18 protein-coding genes are annotated in these 17,710 nt (G+C 64.3%); 5 read left to right on the top strand and 13 right to left on the bottom strand.

Annotated elements, in window-relative coordinates; all coding sequences use genetic code 11:
* Positions 1 to 1,725: a flagellar basal-body MS-ring/collar protein FliF gene (gene fliF, locus OIK44_RS17120; RefSeq protein ID WP_273672396.1), complete on the bottom strand. Its 1,725-nt coding sequence runs from the start codon at positions 1,723 to 1,725 to the stop codon at positions 1 to 3.
* A gap of 272 nt (positions 1,726 to 1,997) precedes the next feature.
* Between fliF and fliE the strand changes: the two genes are divergently transcribed.
* Positions 1,998 to 2,357, top strand: a complete 360-nt coding sequence (gene fliE / locus OIK44_RS17115; RefSeq protein WP_273672395.1) for a flagellar hook-basal body complex protein FliE — start codon at positions 1,998 to 2,000, stop codon at positions 2,355 to 2,357.
* A 137-nt stretch (positions 2,358 to 2,494) separates the two neighbouring features.
* Here the strand turns inward: fliE and OIK44_RS17110 are convergent, their stop codons facing one another.
* The 8 genes from OIK44_RS17110 to OIK44_RS17075 form a co-directional block, all read right to left on the bottom strand.
* Positions 2,495 to 3,241: a flagellar brake protein gene (locus OIK44_RS17110; protein WP_273672394.1), complete on the bottom strand. Its 747-nt coding sequence runs from the start codon at positions 3,239 to 3,241 to the stop codon at positions 2,495 to 2,497.
* A gap of 26 nt (positions 3,242 to 3,267) precedes the next feature.
* Positions 3,268 to 3,603, bottom strand: a complete 336-nt coding sequence (locus OIK44_RS17105; protein ID WP_273672393.1) for an EscU/YscU/HrcU family type III secretion system export apparatus switch protein — start codon at positions 3,601 to 3,603, stop codon at positions 3,268 to 3,270.
* A complete protein-coding gene (gene fliK, locus OIK44_RS17100) occupies positions 3,593 to 4,795 on the bottom strand; it encodes a flagellar hook-length control protein FliK (RefSeq protein ID WP_273672392.1) in 1,203 nt (400 codons plus the stop codon). The genes OIK44_RS17105 and fliK overlap by 11 nt, the downstream gene beginning before the upstream one ends.
* 23 nt (positions 4,796 to 4,818) lie before the next feature.
* Entirely contained in the window at positions 4,819 to 5,145 is a 327-nt protein-coding gene (locus OIK44_RS17095; protein WP_337587208.1) for a flagellar protein FliT, read from the bottom strand.
* A gap of 6 nt (positions 5,146 to 5,151) precedes the next feature.
* Positions 5,152 to 5,604, bottom strand: a complete 453-nt coding sequence (gene fliS, locus OIK44_RS17090; protein ID WP_273672389.1) for a flagellar export chaperone FliS — start codon at positions 5,602 to 5,604, stop codon at positions 5,152 to 5,154.
* Between the two features lie 21 nt (positions 5,605 to 5,625).
* Positions 5,626 to 7,632 carry a flagellar filament capping protein FliD gene (gene fliD, locus OIK44_RS17085; protein ID WP_273672387.1) on the bottom strand — a complete coding sequence of 669 codons (2,007 nt, stop codon included), beginning with the start codon at positions 7,630 to 7,632 and terminating at the stop codon, positions 5,626 to 5,628.
* A 100-nt stretch (positions 7,633 to 7,732) separates the two neighbouring features.
* Positions 7,733 to 8,098 (bottom strand): flagellar protein FlaG, encoded by a 366-nt coding sequence (locus OIK44_RS17080; protein ID WP_273672385.1) that lies wholly within the window; start codon positions 8,096 to 8,098, stop codon positions 7,733 to 7,735.
* Between the two features lie 71 nt (positions 8,099 to 8,169).
* Complete coding sequence (locus OIK44_RS17075) at positions 8,170 to 9,618, bottom strand: flagellin (RefSeq protein WP_273672383.1); 1,449 nt, start codon at positions 9,616 to 9,618, stop codon at positions 8,170 to 8,172.
* 572 nt (positions 9,619 to 10,190) lie between these two features.
* On the opposite strand from OIK44_RS17075, the gene OIK44_RS17065 reads away from it, so the two are divergent.
* Together OIK44_RS17065 and OIK44_RS17060 are read left to right on the top strand one after the other, a co-directional pair.
* Positions 10,191 to 10,559 carry a hypothetical protein gene (locus OIK44_RS17065; protein WP_273672382.1) on the top strand — a complete coding sequence of 123 codons (369 nt, stop codon included), beginning with the start codon at positions 10,191 to 10,193 and terminating at the stop codon, positions 10,557 to 10,559.
* 151 nt (positions 10,560 to 10,710) lie between these two features.
* Positions 10,711 to 11,358 carry a PEP-CTERM sorting domain-containing protein gene (locus OIK44_RS17060; protein WP_273672380.1) on the top strand — a complete coding sequence of 216 codons (648 nt, stop codon included), beginning with the start codon at positions 10,711 to 10,713 and terminating at the stop codon, positions 11,356 to 11,358.
* 153 nt (positions 11,359 to 11,511) lie between these two features.
* Here the strand turns inward: OIK44_RS17060 and OIK44_RS17055 are convergent, their stop codons facing one another.
* From OIK44_RS17055 to OIK44_RS17040, 4 genes are all read right to left on the bottom strand, one after another.
* The gene (locus OIK44_RS17055) at positions 11,512 to 13,134 is read right to left on the bottom strand and encodes a GGDEF domain-containing protein (protein ID WP_273672378.1); all 1,623 of its coding nucleotides are present in this window, start codon (positions 13,132 to 13,134) and stop codon (positions 11,512 to 11,514) included.
* Positions 13,135 to 13,311: 177 nt separating this feature from the next.
* Positions 13,312 to 13,959 (bottom strand): response regulator, encoded by a 648-nt coding sequence (locus OIK44_RS17050; RefSeq protein ID WP_273672377.1) that lies wholly within the window; start codon positions 13,957 to 13,959, stop codon positions 13,312 to 13,314.
* 28 nt (positions 13,960 to 13,987) lie between these two features.
* A complete protein-coding gene (locus OIK44_RS17045) occupies positions 13,988 to 15,496 on the bottom strand; it encodes a PAS domain-containing sensor histidine kinase (protein WP_273672375.1) in 1,509 nt (502 codons plus the stop codon).
* An 8-nt stretch (positions 15,497 to 15,504) separates the two neighbouring features.
* Positions 15,505 to 16,101, bottom strand: a complete 597-nt coding sequence (locus tag OIK44_RS17040) for a hypothetical protein (protein ID WP_273672373.1) — start codon at positions 16,099 to 16,101, stop codon at positions 15,505 to 15,507.
* 151 nt (positions 16,102 to 16,252) lie between these two features.
* On the opposite strand from OIK44_RS17040, the gene greB reads away from it, so the two are divergent.
* Both greB and OIK44_RS17030 read left to right on the top strand, forming a co-directional pair.
* Positions 16,253 to 16,813 carry a transcription elongation factor GreB gene (gene greB, locus OIK44_RS17035; RefSeq protein ID WP_273672372.1) on the top strand — a complete coding sequence of 187 codons (561 nt, stop codon included), beginning with the start codon at positions 16,253 to 16,255 and terminating at the stop codon, positions 16,811 to 16,813.
* 158 nt (positions 16,814 to 16,971) lie between these two features.
* On the top strand, positions 16,972 to 17,664 hold the full coding sequence (locus OIK44_RS17030; RefSeq protein WP_273672370.1) for a transposase: 693 nt from the start codon (positions 16,972 to 16,974) through the stop codon (positions 17,662 to 17,664).
* Positions 17,665 to 17,710: the final 46 nt, after the last annotated feature.

Below are 17,710 nucleotides of genomic sequence, written 5' to 3'. Positions count from 1 at the left end.
TCAATCGTTGTTGCCTATCCACGCCTTGATCACATTGGCGACCACGCGCGGATCTTCGGCGGCCAGCTTCTTGGCCATCGCCAGGTTTTCGCGGTAGCTGCGCGCCGTGTCTTCCTCCATCGCCGCCAGCTCTTGCTGGGTGATGAGTTCCTCGTCGACCTTGTCCTCTTCCTCGAGCACGGGCTCCTCGACGGGCGGCGGGGCGGCGAAATCGTCGATCTTGCGGAACACGGGGCGCATCATCGGCCGCACGATCTTGATGAAAAGATACAGCAGAATCAGGGCCGTGATGAGGAACTTCGCCAGTTCCTTGGCCAGCGGCAAGTTTGCGGCGTCGCGCCACCATTCCAGCGGCGCTTCGGCGGGGCGGTCGATGCCGTCGAAGGGGGAATTGGCGACGCTGAAACTGTCGCCGCGGTCCTTGTTGTAACCCATCGCCTCCTTGACCAGATTATTGATCTGCACCATGTCGGCCGGCGAAATCGGCTTCACCGTGACCTTGCCGGCCTTGTCGACGCTGCGGCGGTAGTTGACGACGACGGCCACCGACAGGCGGCGCAGGCCGCCCATCGATTTTTGCTCGTAGCGCACGGTCTTGTCGACTTCAAAATTCGTCGTCGAATCCTTGTGCGTCGGCGCGGCCGGCGCGGCGGCCGGGGCGCCCGTCGGCGCGGCCGCCGTCAGCGGCGCCGTCGCCACGCCCGGCGGCTGGTTCGACAGCGCGCCCGGCACGCCGGCCGGGTTGGCGTTGCCGGCGCCGTTGGTCTCGCTGGTCTGCTGGCTGCGGATCGACGACAGCTCGGGCGGCGAATTCGGCTTGTAGGTTTCGGCGGCTTGCTCGACCTGGGAGAAATCCACGTCGGCCGTGGCCTCGGCGCGCACATTGCCCTCGCCGACGATGGGGATGATGATGGACTCGACCTGCTTGATGACGCTCAGCTGCAGCTGCTGCACATACTTGAGCTGGTTCGGGTCGAGGTTCTTGTTGGCGCCGCCGCCGTTGGCCTTGTCCTTGTCCTTGTCGTTGTTCGACAGCAGGTTGCCGGCCTGGTCGACCAGGGTGACGTTAATCGGCAGCAATTCCGGCACGCTCGACGCCACCAGGTGGACGATGGCGCTGACCTGCAACTGGTCGAGGGCGCGGCCGGGGTGCAGGTTCAGCAGCACCGAGGCCGTCGGTTTCTGTTGCTCGCGGACGAACACGGACGGTTTCGGCAGGGCCAGATGGACGCGCGCCGTGTGGACGGCGCCGACGGACTCGATCGACTTGGCCAGCTCGCCTTCTAGGGCGCGCTGGAAATTGACCTGTTCGAGGAATTGCGACACGCCCAGCTTCTGGTTCTCCATCAGCTCGAAGCCGACGTTGCCGCCCTTCGGCAAGCCCTGGGCCGCCAGTTTCAGGCGGGCGTCGTGGACTTGCTCGGCCGGCACCAGGATGGCGCCGCCGCCCTCGGCGAACTTGTGCTTGATGTTCAGTTGGTCGAGCGAGGCCGTGATGGCGCCGCCGTCGCGGTCGTTGAAATTGGAAAACAGCACGCGGTACTCGGGCGGCTGGTTCCACATATACAGGGCCACGCCGATGCCGATCAGGGCGGCCACGCCCAAGCCGCGCAAGAAATTCTTGCCCATCGGACTCTGGGCGAAATTGCGCATCGACTCCAGCGGTGTCGGCGGGGGCGCCGGCGGCGCGTCTGGGGTCAGTTCGAGTTCTTCCGCTACAGCCATGATCGGTTTCCGGGCGCGTTGTCTTTACATTTATTCACAAAGGGGCCAAACCCGCGGAGGGATTGGGCGATATGCACCATTATCGGGCCGCGTCCGGTGTTTCCATCGAAGAAACAGAGCGCCGTTTCCGGTCCTGCTCGAGGCAGCGGCCGGCGCGCCGGTTTGCTATTGTGAAAGCCTGACCATGCCCGTGTGCACATTGTACCCGGCGGCGTCGCGCAGGCCGGGGATTTATTCTCTGGCAGCAACAGATTACAGCAATAGGAGGCAAGGTGAAAACAGGTGGTATCGACAGCAGCAGGATAGAGGCGATGATCGCGCAACTGAAGGCGGCGGCGACGCGGCCCCAGGAGCGCATCGCCGTCCTGCCTGGCGCGCAGGCCGTCAAGGCGGAGGCGCCCGCGGCGAAAGTGAACTTTTCCGACGCCCTCAAGGGGGCGATCGACTCGGTCAACGGCAGCGTGCACAAATCAGAAGAAATGGGCAAGAAATTTGCGATGGGCGACGACAGCGTGGCCCTGTCGGACGTCATGATCGCCATGCAAAAGGCCAGCATCAACTTCCAGGCCAGCATACAGGTGCGCAACAAACTGGTGGCCAGCTACCACGAAATCATGAACATGCAAGTCTAACAAGAAAAAACTTGCTTTACCCCCTGGGGTCAGGTCTAGACATGACGGTTTTTCAGCCGAAAACCGCCATGTCTAGACCTGACCCCATTTTTGCTGTTGGGGAAACCGCCATGTCTAGACCTGACCCCATTGTTGCTTTAGCTGAGGCCGGCGATGCGGGCGTTGCGCTCGCGTTCCAGGCGGGTGATGTAGCGCTGGACGTGGGCGAGCATGGGCCGCGGGATGTCGATGAATTGGCAGCCGAGGCGCCGGTTGAGTTTGTTGTTGAGCAGGGTCATGTCGAGCGAGTTGCGGATTTGTAGGGTCGTCGTCACGGTGCCGACGTCCGGCAATTCGATGCGGCAGCCCGGGTAGTTTTTGCCGATGGTGTCGCCCAGCATGAGTTTGTTGTCCATGATGGCGATGCCGCCGCAACTGATGTCGGCCAGCGGAAAGACGGTCACGGCGCCGCCCAGTTCGGCCGGCAGGGGGATGCTGGCGCGCACAGGGTTGCTCACGGGCGTGCTCATGCGGTAGTACTCGCGCCGCTGCAGCCGGATCAGGGTGGGCGGCAGCGCCATCGTCAGCGCCGCGCCGTTTTCGTAGTTGCATTCCAGTATGCGCTCGGCGGCGAACAGGATGCGGATCTTGTCAAGCGTCGTTTCGAACGAGACGCCGCCGGCCGCGAGGATGCGGCGGTTTTGCTCGGCGTCGATGGAGCGGTCCATGATGATGGCGTTGTTGTCCGCGTCCACTTGCAGGATGGAGGTGACGCAGACGTCCGATTCGCCATGGATGAGCATGCGGATCAGCTGTTTTTTCTCGCTTATGCCGCGCAGCAATGCAATGATTTCTTTGCGGGATACGACTTCAAAGTCATGCCAGTTTTCGAGGCCGGTATCCATGGTATGTGCTTGCATTGAGGCCTGTCTTATGTTTCGGTGAGTAGGGAGGATGCGGTGTCGGGCGGCGGCGGCAGGGTGGCGCCGCTCTTTTGTGCCGATTCAATATGATATAACCAGGCCAGCAGTTCCGCAATCGCCCGGTACAGGGCCGGCGGAATTTGCCGGTCCAGGTCGATGTCCATCAGCAGGGCCACCAGTTCCTTCGATTCGTGGACGAAGACGCCGTGTTCGCGGGCCCGTTCGATGATTTGCCCGGCGATCAGGCCGCTGCCCTTGGCGACGACGGTGGGCGCCGCGGCGCCGCTCTGGTAGGCCAGGGCGACGGCCGTTTGCAGGGCGCGCGGCTGGTTGTCATTGGGCATCGCCGGCTCCGTCGGGCTGGCCGATGGTCAGCGAGGCCAGCGGCGCGCCGGCCGCGTCCAGCGCCAGGCCCAGCGCGGGCGTGCCGGCCCGCAGGGCGGCGCGGCTCTGTTCGCTGTCGGCCTGCAGCTGGATGTGCACCTGGCCGCCCGTCAGCACCAGCGTCGCCGACACGCTGCCCAGTTGCGGGAAGTGGAAGCGCACGCCGCTGCGCCACGCCGCCTGGGCCTCGTCGTCGTCGCCGGCCTCGCCGTGCCGGCCGCCGCCCTCGTCCTTGCGGATTTCCCATTCCATTTGCTGGCCCGGCCATACTTCGCCCTGCCACAGCACGCGCTGTTGTTCGTGGGTGTGCAGTTGCAGGTTGATGAGCTGGGCGGCGGCCAGGTCGGTGCCGGCGGCCGCCTTCGCCAGCGGGTCCTGGCCGGCCGCCGTCTGGGCCATTTGCGGCTCGCGCAGCAGTTCGCCCATGCTGCGCTTGCCCTCGGCCCATTCGGCGACGTGGGATTCGTAGAACAGGCCGCTGTGGCCGACTTCGTCGTGCAGGGTTTGCGCCAGTTGCGCGGGGTCGGCCGCCGGCGGCGCCAGCAGGGCCGCCTTGCCGACCAGGGCCAGCGGCGCGCCGGGCACGCTTTCGGCCTGCATCAGCACGCTGTTGATGGCCCGCGCGGCGCTGCTCAGGGCCGGCGCCGGCGCGCCCGCGCCCAAGTCGGGCAGCAGGCTGGCCGGCGTCAGCGGGGCCTTGCCCAGCAGCGCCGCCGCCAGGCTGCTGCTGCGCGCGCCGGCCGCGCCCTGGGCGGACTGGGCGCCGGGGCGCGCCGCGGCGGCGGCGTCGTCGGCGGGCGGGTCAAAGGCGGCGTCGGCATAGGCGTAGCTGAGCGCCTGCGGCGCGCCGGGGTTGTTGCTCTTGCCGATCTGGAAGGTGGGGCGGGGATCGATCGCGATCAGGGTCAGCGGCACTTCGCCGCCGACGCGGGCGCCGGGCGGCAGTTGCATGCGCGCCGCCGTGCCCGCCACTTTGACGAGGAAGTTGCCGTCGGCGAAGCGGGCCAGCACTTCGCCCTGCATGGATTTGCCCAGCAGCGTGTGCAGCGAGCGCTGGAAGGCTTCCTGGCGGGCGTCGCCGGCCGCTTCGACCGGCACGGCGGCGCGTATCGGCGCCGGCGGCGTGATGCTGGCGTCCAGCCGCGGCAACATGGCGCGCTCCCCTGTGTTGAGATTTAGACGGTGCCGTAGGCGCCGGCGAGGCGCCGCTCGGCGCCGGTGTTGTTGATCAGTTTGGACAACTGGGCCATCCACGGCATCGTCAGGTCGCGGATCTTGCGGTCGTCTTCCAGCATTTGCTTGATCAGCGCGATTTTTTGCAGGCGGTGCGGGCCTTCCAGGCGCACGCTTTCCTCATTTTCGCGCAGGGCCTGGACGTGGACGCTGACGCGCTGCTCCAGCGTTTCCAGCTGGTCCCAGGCGCCGTCGCCGGCGGCCGCCACCATCTGTTGCGTCAATGCCCGCATCGCTTCGTAGGTCGACAGTACTTGTTGGTTCGTCATCATTATTCAGGCGCTCGCAAGGTTGGGCATACGGGAGGAGGTCAGGTCGGCGCCCGGCATCGCCGCCGGCGCCGTGCCGATGGCGTTCCAGGTGTCGCGCAGTTCGGTCAGCAAGCCCTGTATTTCTTCCAGGATGGCCGGGTCGTTTTTCAGGTTGGCCGTCAGCAGGCGCGCGCTCATGTATTCGTACAGGGCGTCCAGGCCCTCGGCGATCTGGCCGCCCACTTCCTTGTCCAGGCTGGCGCGCAAGCCGTTGTCGATGATCTGGATGGCTTTCGAGATGGCCTTGCCCTTTTCCGGGATGTTGCCCGATTTCATGTGCATCTGCGCGCTGAGCACGGCCACGAGGGCGCCGTCGTACAGCATGACGATCAGCTTGTGCGGCGAGGCGGCGACGACGCTCGTTTCCAGGCCGACTTTGGCGTAGGAGTGGGCACCCTTGCTGGTTGATCCAAACATATTCGTTGTCCTTTTTGTCTACTAGCGTATGGTGCTGAGCGCGGCGAGTTGCTGGCCCAGGTACACATTGGTGCTCTGCATCTTGCTGAGGGTGACGTCCAGCGCCGAGTATTGCCTGCGATAGCGTTTTTCCGTTTCCGTCAGGCGCACGTCGAGGGCCTTGCGTTGCTTTTCGATGTCGGTCAGGCTCTTGGTGATGCCCTTGTTCTTGCCGGGGATCGAGCCGTCGGTGCCGATGGCGCCGTCGACCAGGGCGGCGAATTGCGCGGCGATGCCCTTCGAGATGTTCACGGTGCCGCGGTCGCCCGTCGTGCCGCCGTCGATTTTCACCTGGATGCCGGCGCTGCCCGAGCCCGATGTACCGGTCAGCAACTGTCCGCTGCCGCTGGCCGGTTCGCCGCCGATGGTGCCGGTCACGTCCAGGCCGTCGACCGTCGTCGGCGTGCCGAACAGGCTGCTGGAGGCGTTGCCGCTGATGGCGATTTTCGACACCGAGCCGTAGCGGTTCGAGGTGGCCGTCAGCACGCCGGCATTCTGCTTCATGGTGATGCCGGCGTCGGTCGCCGTGCCCGTCACGCCGAGGGCGCCGTTGATCATCGACTGCACGTGGGTGGCCAGGGTGTCGGCCGTGTAGGTGCCGGCCACCAGGATGGTGTTGGTGGTGACGCCGTTGACGGTCATCGACAGTTCGTCGTTGACGCCCTTGACGATGGTCAGGTCGGCGGCCGCGCCGCCCGTCAGGCTGCCCTTGGTCGCCAGCTGGGCGATCGAGATGGCCCTGGTGCCGACCTCGGACTTGCTGGTCGAGCTGACGAAGCTGACCAGGCTGTCGGTGACGCTGCCCGACGTGGCCAGCAGCTTGGCGACGTCGTCCGGGGTGGCGTCGATGGCTTTTTGCAGTTTGGCCGAGTCGAGTTTGAGCGTGCCATCCTTCTGGAAGGCGACGCCCAGCTGGCTCAGGCTGGTAACATTGCCGTTCAGGCCAGGCACGGCGGCGACGAACAGCTTGCGCAAATTTCCCTGCAGGCTGGTTGCCGTCGATTCGCCCTGCAGCGGGCCGCCCGCCTTCGGCGCGCCCGGCTTCAGGTTGGGGACCACGGCCGTCAGCTCCTTGAGGGAGGCGCTGAGTTCGTTGTAGGCCTTGACGAAATTGGTGACGACCGTTTTCATGCCCGAGGTGTCGCTGTTGACGGCGACGGTGCTCAGGCCCACCTTGGCGGCCGTCAGCGTCACGCCCTGGATGGCGCCGGTGACTTCATTGCTCGGGCTGGTGACGGCGACGCCGTTGATGGTCACCTTGGCGTTTTGCGCGACATTGTTTTGCGTGAGTTTTTGCGTGCCTTCCGGCGCATACGAGAGCAAATCGCTGACGGCCGCGTCGCCGGCGACGGCGATGCGCATGCTGGCCGTATCGCCCGTCTGGTTCGAGGTCAGCACCAGGCGGTTCGGGCTGGCGCTGCCGTCCGAGACGATGGTGGCGGTGACGCCGACGCCGGCCTTGTTGATGGCGTCGCGTATGCCCTGCAGCGAGTTGTTGCTGGAGTCGATGGTGACGCTGCGCGCCGCGCGCCCCGGGTCCTGGGTGAAGGTGGCGCCCGTGTAGGTGCCGTTGCTCAGGGTGCCGCCGCTGATGCTGCCGAACTCGAAGGTCAGCTTGGTCGTGGCGCCGCTGCCGATCAGGGCGGTGGTGCTGGCCTGGCCGGCCGAGGTCAGCGTTTGCGCCTGGGCCATCTGCGTGACGTTGACGCTGTAACTGCCCTTGACGGCTTCCTTGCCGGCCGAGGCCGTGACGACGCCCGACTCGGACGAGACGGCGCTGATGGTTTTGAATTTGCTGTTGTCGGCCAGCGCAGTCACCGAGGTCTGGAAGGAGCCGAGGGCGCCGGACAGCGTGCCGTAGGCGGCCATTTGGGCGGTGTAGGCCTTTTCCTTGTTTTGCATGGCAAGGAAGGGGCGGCTTTCGACCGTCATCAGTTTATTGACGATGTCATTGACATCGAGGACGCCGCCGGTGGAAGTGATGGCCACAATCGTCTCCATAGAAAGACATGAATATACTAAATTATCGGCATGTTCTATCCAGACTTTAGAGGGGTGTTTGACTGCCTGTTCCGTCCATGCCGCCTGCTCAGGCGCTTTGGCGTATCAGCAAGCCCTGTACCTTTTCCAGTGCCTTGCCGATCTCCAGCGCCTCTTCCGTGGGCATTTGCCGTATCACTTCCTTGGTGTGCTGGTCGATCACCTTGACGACCGTGCGCTTGCTGTCGGTGTCGACGGAAAATTCGATGTCGCGCGACAGCGCCTGCATCGCCTTGTTGATGTCGCGCACGGCTTCATTGACTTTTTTTAAATCCGCGGGGGCGCTGCCTGGCTTGGCGGCGTCGCTGGACGCTGCCGCAGTGGCGGTGGTCTTGCCTGCGGCGGGGTGGGGTTCGATGGCTGACGCCGGCCGTTGCGCGCTGGACGCCGCGTTGCCGATTGCTCCGAGTTCCATGACCGTCTCCTTGAATGAAAATTCCCCGGCCGATCAAGACCGGCCGGGGAGTGCGTTGCGGCGAAAGGCGATTAGCCGCGCAGCAGGGACAACACGCCGTTCGGCAGCGAGTTAGCCTGGGCCAGCATGGCGGTGCCGGCTTGTTGCAGGATCTGGCCGCGCGTCAGCTTGGCTGTTTCCGACGCGAAGTCGGTATCCTGAATGCGGCTGCGCGAAGCGGACAGGTTTTCCGACGTCGATTGCAGGTTGCTGACGGCCGTTTCGAAGCGCGATTGCAGTGCGCCGAAGGTGGCGCGCTGGCTGTTCACGCTGGCCAGGGCCGAGTCGATGATTTTCAGCGCGTCGTTCGAGCCCTTGACCGTCGACACGTCGATGCTGGCGACGTCCTTGAGCGTCGAGGCGGCAGCGGTGGTGAAGGCGGTCGTGGTCGAGGTGCCGATGGAAAAGGCTTTGTCCGAGTTCAGCGAGATCACGCCCATCGCCGTCATGACGCCACCGGCCGCGGCCGCGGTGCCAAGGGTGCCAGCGGTGCCGTTGTTGTCCATCGACGCCAAGGTCACGCCGGCGGTGGCGCTGTTGTTGGTGAGCTTGATGTTGTTGCCCGAGGCGTTGGACAGCACCAGGCCGTCGTTCGTCGAGTTCAATTTGGCGGTCACGCCGGTTTTCGACGACACATCGTTGAACGCGCTGACTGCCGCGGCCAGGCCGGATGCGTTGACGGCGGCGCCGACGGTGAAGGTGACGTTGGCAGGGGTCGTCGCGTTGTCCGAGGTCACGGCCAGCGAATACACGCCGCCGGCGGTGAATTTGGCTTCGGCGTCCGTTTTTGCCGTCGCCACCACGCCGGTCGTGGAGGTTTCGCTGTTGATGTTTGCCGCCACTGCCTGCGCGGTGTCGGTCGCCGCGACGGTGATGGTTTTCGACGTCGCCAGACCCTGCACGGTGAAGGTGCCCGCGGTGTAGCCGGTGTTGGCCACGGTGGCCACGGTGGCCGAGTCCTGGTTGTTATTGCCGTAGTTGTTGGTGCGGAAATTGGCGGTGGTTGCCTGGATGGTTTGGCCGGCGTTGGCGCCAACCTGGAAGGTGGCGCTGCCGAAGCTGCCGTCCAGCAATTTCAAGCCGTTGAATTCCGAATCCTTGGCGATGCGGTCGGCTTCGCCGAGCAACTGGCCAACCTCTTGCTGGATCGCCTTGCGGTCGCCGGCGGAGTTGGTGGCGTTCGACGATTGCACAGCCAGTTCGCGGACACGTTGCAGAATGTCGCCCGTCGATTGCAGGGAGCCTTCAGCCGTTTGCAGCATCGACACGCCGTCGTTGGCGTTGCGTTTTGCCTGGTCGAGGCCGCGGATTTGCGAGGTGAAGCGCTCGGAAATTGCCAGGCCGGCGGCGTCGTCTTTTGCGCTGTTGATGCGCATACCGGACGACAAACGTTGCAAGGAAGTGGCCAGCGCCGAACCGGAGGTGCTCAGGTTGCGTTGTGCGTTCAGCGACGAGATGTTGGTATTGATGACTGCGGACATGATGAAACTCCTTGCTATTTTTCGTTGTGGCCTTGTGCCCTTGCCTTGGTCTGCCTCCACTTTCCGAGACAATCAAACCGCGGTTAATTCTATTAACGGAGTGCCGTACGGAAAGTTTAGTGAAAATGAGGGCGTATATTTTTTGTTTTCACCCTCAAGCTGCCAGGGGCGGGGGCGCTTGGCGGCAGCGATCGGCGAAACTTTAGGGTGTAAAAACAATTAAATTCGGCTTTTTGAGGGGGGGGCAACAGGCGGGGCGGCGGGGAGGAATGGATGAAATATTGCTTTATCGGTAATGTTTTTTTCAAATCGGGGGGGGCGGTCAAGAGTGCGCTCTCTCCGCAGCGGCGTACTCGTCAGATTAAGCAGCTCGTTTGGCGCGCGGCCGTCGTGCGCTCCGGCCTGCGCAAGCTCAAGAAGAACCCAGTTGTTTGACTGCGAGAGAGCTTGGAGAGGGTGAAGGCCAGCCTACGCGCCAAGGTTGAGCATACTTTTCATGTGCTGAGCTGCCTGTTTCATCGTAGAACAGGAACTCATGCACGGGGAATCGCCAACTTCATCCATAAAACGACATGCAGCGCCCTCAAAATAAAGCCCGCCGCGACATTCGGATGCATTGCCACTTTGGGCTGGAAACATTCCGCCGGCTGACTACGCAAGGCCCGCTTCGTTGGCTTGGCAAGGTCAGGACGCAGACGGATTTCACGTTTGTGGCTTACAAGTTGACGCGCATGCAACCATTTTGGGCTGGTGTTTGTTTGCCGTATAGGACGAAATCCACCCAACGATTGCTGAAAGGCGAAGAAGTTGGCAAAAATCAGCCGGGAACCGGGCTAGAAACGAGTTTCAAGGTGAAATGCGGGCTGCAGCGAACCCGAGGTATTCAAGTTTTTTTCAACGTTCTATTTACGGGTAAATATTCAATTTCCTTGCGGCAATAATAAATGAGGTATTTTCAATATTGAAATATTTCTTGCTAATATGCATTTATATGTGATTAAATTTGTACAGGAAATGCAACGAGATGCAATCAATTCGGCAACTGTGAACGCTGTCACCTGACACATGTATGTATATCAATGAAATGACTAAATGGATATGAAAATGAAAAATGTCGTAATGGCCACTCTGTTTTGCGCGGCAATCACCCCGGCATTTGCCACCACGATTAGCCTGACAGAAAATTTTGACAATTTGAACGGCTGGATCAAAAACAGTGCCCCCGTCGCTCCAGGTTCCGGTTCGCATGCGCATGTATTTGCCGATCCGACCGGAGGTACGGGCAATGTCTTAGGCTTTTCGAACAGCACCACGCGTGGAGATATATTCAGCGCCGCCACTTACAGGCTCGGCTACATTAATTTTGATTATTTTGGCGCCAAATCGCTCAGCAACAAAGGTGGCGGTTTCATCGGCGTCAGCTCCGGTTTTCCTGGAACCTATGGTGCCTGGCTGGGAGCCGGCCAACCTGGGTATGGCACTTTGCTGGTAAGCGATGGTAGTTGGCATCATTACAGCTTGTATTTTATTAACTCAATGACCAATGGCAACCCGGCACATATAATGTTGCAACAGTACAATACAAATACAGCAGATCAAGCTTTGTTCCGCAATCTCAGGATATCGGATACACCGCTGGCCGCAGTGCCGGAACCGGAAACCTACGCCATGTTGCTGGCCGGCCTGGGTGTCCTCGGCTTCAGCCTGCGCCGCAAAGCGAAGGCCAAGGCCGAGGCATAGGGCATTGCCATGATTTATACGAAGCCCGCTTGATGCGGGCTTTTTTGCGTCTGGCCTTGCGGCGCCAGATCATCGAGCGCTCCCTGTTATCGAAAACAGGGATGGCGTCGCTGTGCCCAAGGTTCAGTGTGCGGTTGCCGGCGCCCGCCGTCCTCAGTCGGCCACGACGACGCGGTTCTTGCCGGTCTGCTTGGCCTGGTACATGGCACGGTCGGCCCGCTTCACCAGCTCGGCCTGGTCCTCGTTGGGCAGGCGCAGCGCGACGCCGGCCGAGAAGGTGATCAGCACCTTCTCGTTTTCGTGCAGGAAGAAGTGCTTGGTCAGCTCGCGCTGCAGGCGCGTCATCGTCGAGGCGGCCGCCTCGACCGAGGTTTCCGGCAGTAGGATGAGGAATTCCTCGCCGCCGAAGCGGGCGATCACGTCCATCGAGCGCAGCGTGTCCTTGACGATCTTGACCAGATGCTTCAGGGCGGCGTCGCCGGCCAGGTGGCCGTAGGTGTCGTTGAGGCGCTTGAAGTCGTCCAGGTCGAGCATGGCGATGCACAGCGGCGTGCCGCGGCGGTCGGCGCGCGCCGTCTCGCGCTCGAACACGTCGTCGAGGCCGCGCCGGTTCAGGCTGCCCGTCAACTGGTCTTCGCGCACCAGCTCGCTCATATGCTGCAGCTTGGCCTCCAGCGTGTGGATGCGTTGTTCCGCGTCCTGCACTTCCTGGCGCGCCAGCACCATCTTGTCGCGGGCCCGCAGCGCCTCCGTCTGCACCAGCCGGGTTTCGCGCAGCACTTCGTCGAGGATGAGGTTCAGCTCGGTGATGTTTTCCGCCTTGCTGATCTTGTCCGAGTAGCCGCCGATCTTCTCGTGGTAGTCGCCGGTGCTGGCGGCCACCTGGCCGAGGCGGTCGATGAAGGTCATCATCATGTTCTTGACGGTCAGCTTGACGTCCGACAGGCTGTGCTTGAGCTGGCTTTGCTTGTAGATCACTTCCTTCAGGCTGCGCGTGGCGTCCTCCAGCGCGCGCTGGTCGAGCGGGCCGGCGATCAGGTTTTGCACGGCGTCGATCTGGCCGCGCAGCCAGCTGTCGTCGTCGAGCAGCTCGCTGACGTTTTCCAGCAAGAGCTTGAACAGGCGCAGCAGCAATTCTTGCTGCTCGGCCGTGTCGCCGCTTTTCAGCTCGATCTGGTAGCACAACTGCTTCAGGCGCAGGGCGATCTCGTTGAGCGCCTCCTCCGTGTGGGCCAGCTTGATGGCGCTGCCCAGCGACTCCGACTCGGCCACCAGCGCCGGCGTGCCGGTCAGCAGCGAGGCGACGGCGAAGGTCAGCGTGCGGCTCAGCAGGTCGCGCAGCAGGCGCGTCTGCTCGCCGTCGGGGGCGGCGGCCGTCTCGATGCCGACGCCGGCCTTTTTCAGGTGCTTGTCGGCCAGTTGCGCCAGCGCCCTGGCGTAGCCGTCCCAGTCGCGGGCCTTGACGGCGCGCTGGAAGCGGCGGCCGAAGTCGGCCAGCTCGCCCGTGTTCTCGCTGAGTTTGCCGGCGAAGCCGCTGAGCACGGCGCCGGCGCCGTCGTCGACGGGGGCGCTGGCGGCGATGACGGCGGCCGGCTCGCCGCTGTCGGTGGTGCCGGCGATTTCATTGTAGATTTCCCGGTAAGCCTGGGGCGTCGGCGCGATGCGCCGCGTGGCCAGGCGGCGGAAGGCTTCGCGGGCGATGTCGGCCGGATTTTGCGCCGGCGTTGCGGTGGCGCCGGCGGGGACGGCGGACGGGGGGACGGATTGACTCGACATGATGCGCACAGCCTCTTATAAGGGTTTGCTAATTGTCCCTATGATATTCCAAGCGGGGCCGGGCCAAATAGGCAATTAGCGCCGGGAAGTCATCTTACTTTAAAGCATCACTGGATACGGGGACAGACCACCATTTCCGGGAAAGCTTTCCCGGAAATGGTGGTCTGTCCCCGGCTGTCACTCGATCAACTGGTTCTTGATCGCGTAATGGGTCAGTTCCGCGCTGTTTTTCAGCTTCATCTTCAGCAGCAGGCGGGCGCGGTATTCGCTGACGGTCTTCACCGACAGCGACAGCTCCTGGGCGATGGCGCCCACCGTCTTGCCCGAGGCGATCATCGTCAGCGTTTGGTATTCGCGGTCCGAGAGCGTGTCGTGCAGCGCCGTCTCGTGGTCTTCGCCGACCGTGTTGGCCAGCTCCTGGGCCAGCGCCGCGCTGATGTACTTCAAGCCGCCGGCCACCTGGCGGATCGCCGTCACCAGCTCGCGCGGCGCGCTCTGCTTGGTCAGGTAGCCGGCCGCGCCCGCCTTCAGCGAGCGGATCGCGTACTGGTCCTCGCGGTGCATCGACAGCATCAGCACGGCCACCTCGGGGCGCTCCTTCTTGATTTGCTTGAGCACGTCGATGCCGCTGCGGTCGGGCAGCGAGATGTCGAGCAGCAGCACCTGGCAGTGGGCGCCGCGGAACAGCTTGATCGCGTCCAGGCCGTTTTCGGCTTCGCCGGCGACCGTGATGTCGCCCGTCTCGGCGAGGATTTGCTTGAGGCCTTCGCGCACGATGGCGTGGTCGTCGGCGATGAAGACCTTGATGCTGGCTTTTTCTGTCATGGCATTGCTCATCTTGTTCGTATCAGTACTAAGTTTGCGGCGCCGTGCGGCCGGCCGGGGCGGCGGCCGCGGCCGCTATTATCGTCTCCCTGGGCGTGGCCAGCTTGATTTTGATGGTGACCACGGTGCCGCCGCCGGCCGCGTGGCCCAGCGTCAGCGTGCCGCCCAGGGCGTTGGCGCGCTCGGCCATGCCGCGTATGCCGAACGATTTCGGCTTGGCGCGGTCGGCCTGCCAGATGCCGCCGCCGTTGTCGGTGATTTTCAGGCTGATGTGGTGGCGCAGCCGCGCCAGCCGCACCGTCACGCGGCTGGCGTGGGCGTGCTTGGCGATGTTCGTCAGCGCCTCCTGGAAAATGCGGAACAGGGCCGTCGCCTGGTCCAGGTCGAGGTCGATCTCCTTGCGGTTCGAGACGAAGTGGCAGGGCAGGCCGGCCTGCGTCTCGAACTCCTTGCTTTGCCATTCCAGGGCGGCGACGATGCCCAGGTCCAGCATCGACGGGCGCAGGTCCAGCGAGATGCGGTGCACGGCGTCGATGGTGCGGTCGACCAGCTCGTCGACGTAGGCGGCCTTGTCGTGCAGGGCGCCGTCCGGCGGCAGGCGCTTGGCCAGCATCGCCAGCGCCATCTTGATGGCGCTCAGGTTGCCGCCCAGGTCGTCGTGGATTTCGCGGGCGATGCGGGTGCGCTCCTGTTCCTTGACGCGGTCGATGTGGGCCGTCAGCTCGGCCAGGCGGGCGCGCGACTGCTTCACTTCCAGCTGCTCCAGCTTGCTCTCGCTGATGTTCGTCATGATGCCCTCCCACTGCACGGCGTCGCCGCAGGCGCGCGGCGTCGAGCGCAGATTGATCCACTTGACGTCCTTCCAGGCGTCGACCCAGATGCGGCCCTCCCAGTTCCAGCTCCACAGGGCCGCCTTGGACGCCTGCATCGAGTCGAGGTAGCCCTTGCGGTCGTCGGCGAGGATCAGTTGCAGGAACAGCTCGGGCTGCTGCTGCAACTGCGCCGCCGTCAGGCCCAGCAGCGCCTGGCAGCCGTCGCTGAGGTAGGGGAAGGAGACGGCGCCGTCGCCGTGCAGGCGGAACTGGTAGACCAGGCCGGGCGTGTTCGAGACGATGGCGTTGAAGCGCGTCTGCACCTGTTCCAGGGCGGCGGCGCTGGCCTGGGGCGCGCTCATGTCCTCGCCGACGGCGAGGATCAGGGGCTGGCCGTCGCGGCTGGTGCGCAGCAGGCGCAGCGTCAGCGGATACAGCGTGCCGTCGCGGCGGCGCTGCTCGGTGTGCAGGCTGACCTGGTCGCCGATGTCGTGGCCCAGGCCGGCCAGCAGCGCGTCGAACTGCTGGCGCGACAGCTGCGGCGCCAGCGCGAACGGCGTCAGCGCCGCCAGGCTGGCGGCGTCGTACTGCAGGTTGGCGCGGGCGGCCGCGTTGACGTCGACGAAGCGCAGCGTGGCCGCGTCGATCAGGTAAATCTCCGAGGGCGAAGCCTGCATCACGGCGGCCAGGCAGGGCGCGTCGGCGGGTGCGGAGGGGCGGCGCATGGCGGCGCTCACTGCCGGGAGCGGCGCCGGCGCGCGCGCCAGAACGCGGCGAAGCGGCGCAGCAGGCGCGCCGGGCGGGCGTTGCTGGGCGGGCGGGCGCGCCAGGCGGCCCAGTAGCGGCGCCGCGCGGCGGCCAGCTGGGCGGCCATGCCGTCGACGCGGCGCCAGGCGCGGGTGGCGCGCAGGCGGGCGATCCAGCGGTCCTTGACGGCGATGAACTTGCCGTGCCAGCGGGCGAACCAGGGCAGCGACAGCAGGGCCGGGCGGGTCAGCGCGTACAGGCGGGCGACGGCGGCGGCGCCGCCGACCTTGGCGAGGACGATCACGCCGACGCCGGAGAAGGCATGGCCGTGGGCGATCGCCAGCAGGGCCAGCACCTTGACGGGGAACAGCAGCACGGCCGGCAGCGCGAACACGGCCAGCGCCCAGTAGGGCGGCAGGCGGGCGATGCGCGCTTCGAGGGCGCGCAGCGGCGGGAACTGGGCCAGCCGGCGCATCAGGCGGGCGCCCGCATCCCACAGGCACTCCTCGAACAGCAGGCAGATCGCGGCCAGATAGACGAGGGGCGCGAACAGCCAGCGGCGGAATTTATACAATCGTTTCATTGCTCTCCAAGACATCGGCCGGTAGCCGGCCAGCGGAGTTTAGTCTTTCCCAAACAAAATGTTTAGCATTTAATCCAGATCATACGTGAAAAAGCGCGGGGCGCAGCGCAAACGGCTGCGCGCGCGGCGCCAGTGTCGCTACAATAGGCGCATGAACAAAGCATTTGTAAAAGAATCGGACCAGGACGACGACGAGGCCGCCGCGCTGGCGCTGGCCATCCCTGCCGGCGCGAAGAACTACATCACGCCGGCCGGTTACCAGCGCATCAAGGACGAGCTGCTGCAACTGATCGACGTCGAGCGGCCGGAAGTGGTCAAGATCGTCCACTGGGCGGCGTCGAACGGCGACCGCTCGGAAAACGGCGACTACATCTATGGCAAGCGGCGCCTGCGCGAAATCGACAGGCGCATCCGCTTCCTGACCAAGCGCATGGACCTGGCGGCCATCGTCGACCCCAGCGTGCACCACGGCAGCGACCAGGTCTTCTTCGGCGCCAGCGTCACCTACCGCAACCAGGCGGGGGAGACGCACACCATCACCATCGTCGGCATCGACGAACTCGACCCGTTGAACGGAAAGATCAGCTGGGTGGCGCCGGTGGCGCGGGCCATCACCAAGGCGCGCGAGGGCGACCTCGTGACGCTGGCGACGCCGCACGGCCCGGAAGAGCTGGAGTTGCTCGCAGTGCGCTACCCGGCCCCCGCCGCCTGAACAGCCGGGGACAGACCACGATTTCCGAGAAATCTTTCTCGGAAATCGTGGTCTGTCCCCGGCTTTTTGCGCCGCGCATGCCCTGATGCTTGCGGCCGCTCACGGCCGATCCCGGGCCGCCTGCTAATTTGAGGGGAGGTTCTAGTGAGGAGATCGCCATGCCGCGCCGCGCCCGCCTGGTTTTGCCCAATGTCGCCCTGCATCTGATTCAGCGCGGAAATAACCGCCAACCCTGTTTCTTCGCCGATGCCGATTATCGCGTGTATTTGCGTTGGCTCGCCGAGCACGCCGACGCCAGCGCTTGCCGCATCCACGCCTATGTGCTCATGAGTAACCATGTGCATTTGCTGATCTCGGCCGACGCGCCGGCGGCGCCGGCCATGTTGATGAAGGCGCTGGGCCAGCAGTATGTGCAGTACGTCAATCGGCGCTACCAGCGCAGCGGCAGTTTGTGGGAGGGACGCTATCGCTCCTGTCTGGTGCAGGACGAGACGTATCTGCTGGTGTGCCAGCGCTATATCGAGCTCAATCCTGTGCGCGCGGGCCTCGTGTGCGAACCGGCGCAATACCTCTGGTCCAGTTACTGCGGCAACGCCGAGGGGCGCCTCGATCCCATCCTCAGCCGCCATCCCGTGTACGAGGCGATGGGGGCGGATGGGGTGGCGAGGCAGGATGCCTACCGCGGCCTGTTCCGCGAAGCGCTGCGGCCGGAACTGTTGCGCGCGGTGCGCAAGGCGACGAATGGCAATTTTGCGCTGGGCAGCGAGGCGTTTGCGCGGCAGGTCGAGGCGGCCCTGCACAGGCGTGCCGGGCCGCGGCCCGCCGGGCGGCTGCGGGGAACGGCCAAATAGCCGGGGACAGACCACGATTTTCGAGAAATCTTTCTCGGAAATCGTG

This window comes from Janthinobacterium fluminis (genome assembly GCF_028595325.1).
In the GTDB taxonomy this organism is placed as follows: Bacteria; Pseudomonadota; Gammaproteobacteria; order Burkholderiales; family Burkholderiaceae_D; genus Janthinobacterium; species Janthinobacterium fluminis.
This window is presented reverse-complemented; position numbering and strand designations above follow the sequence as displayed.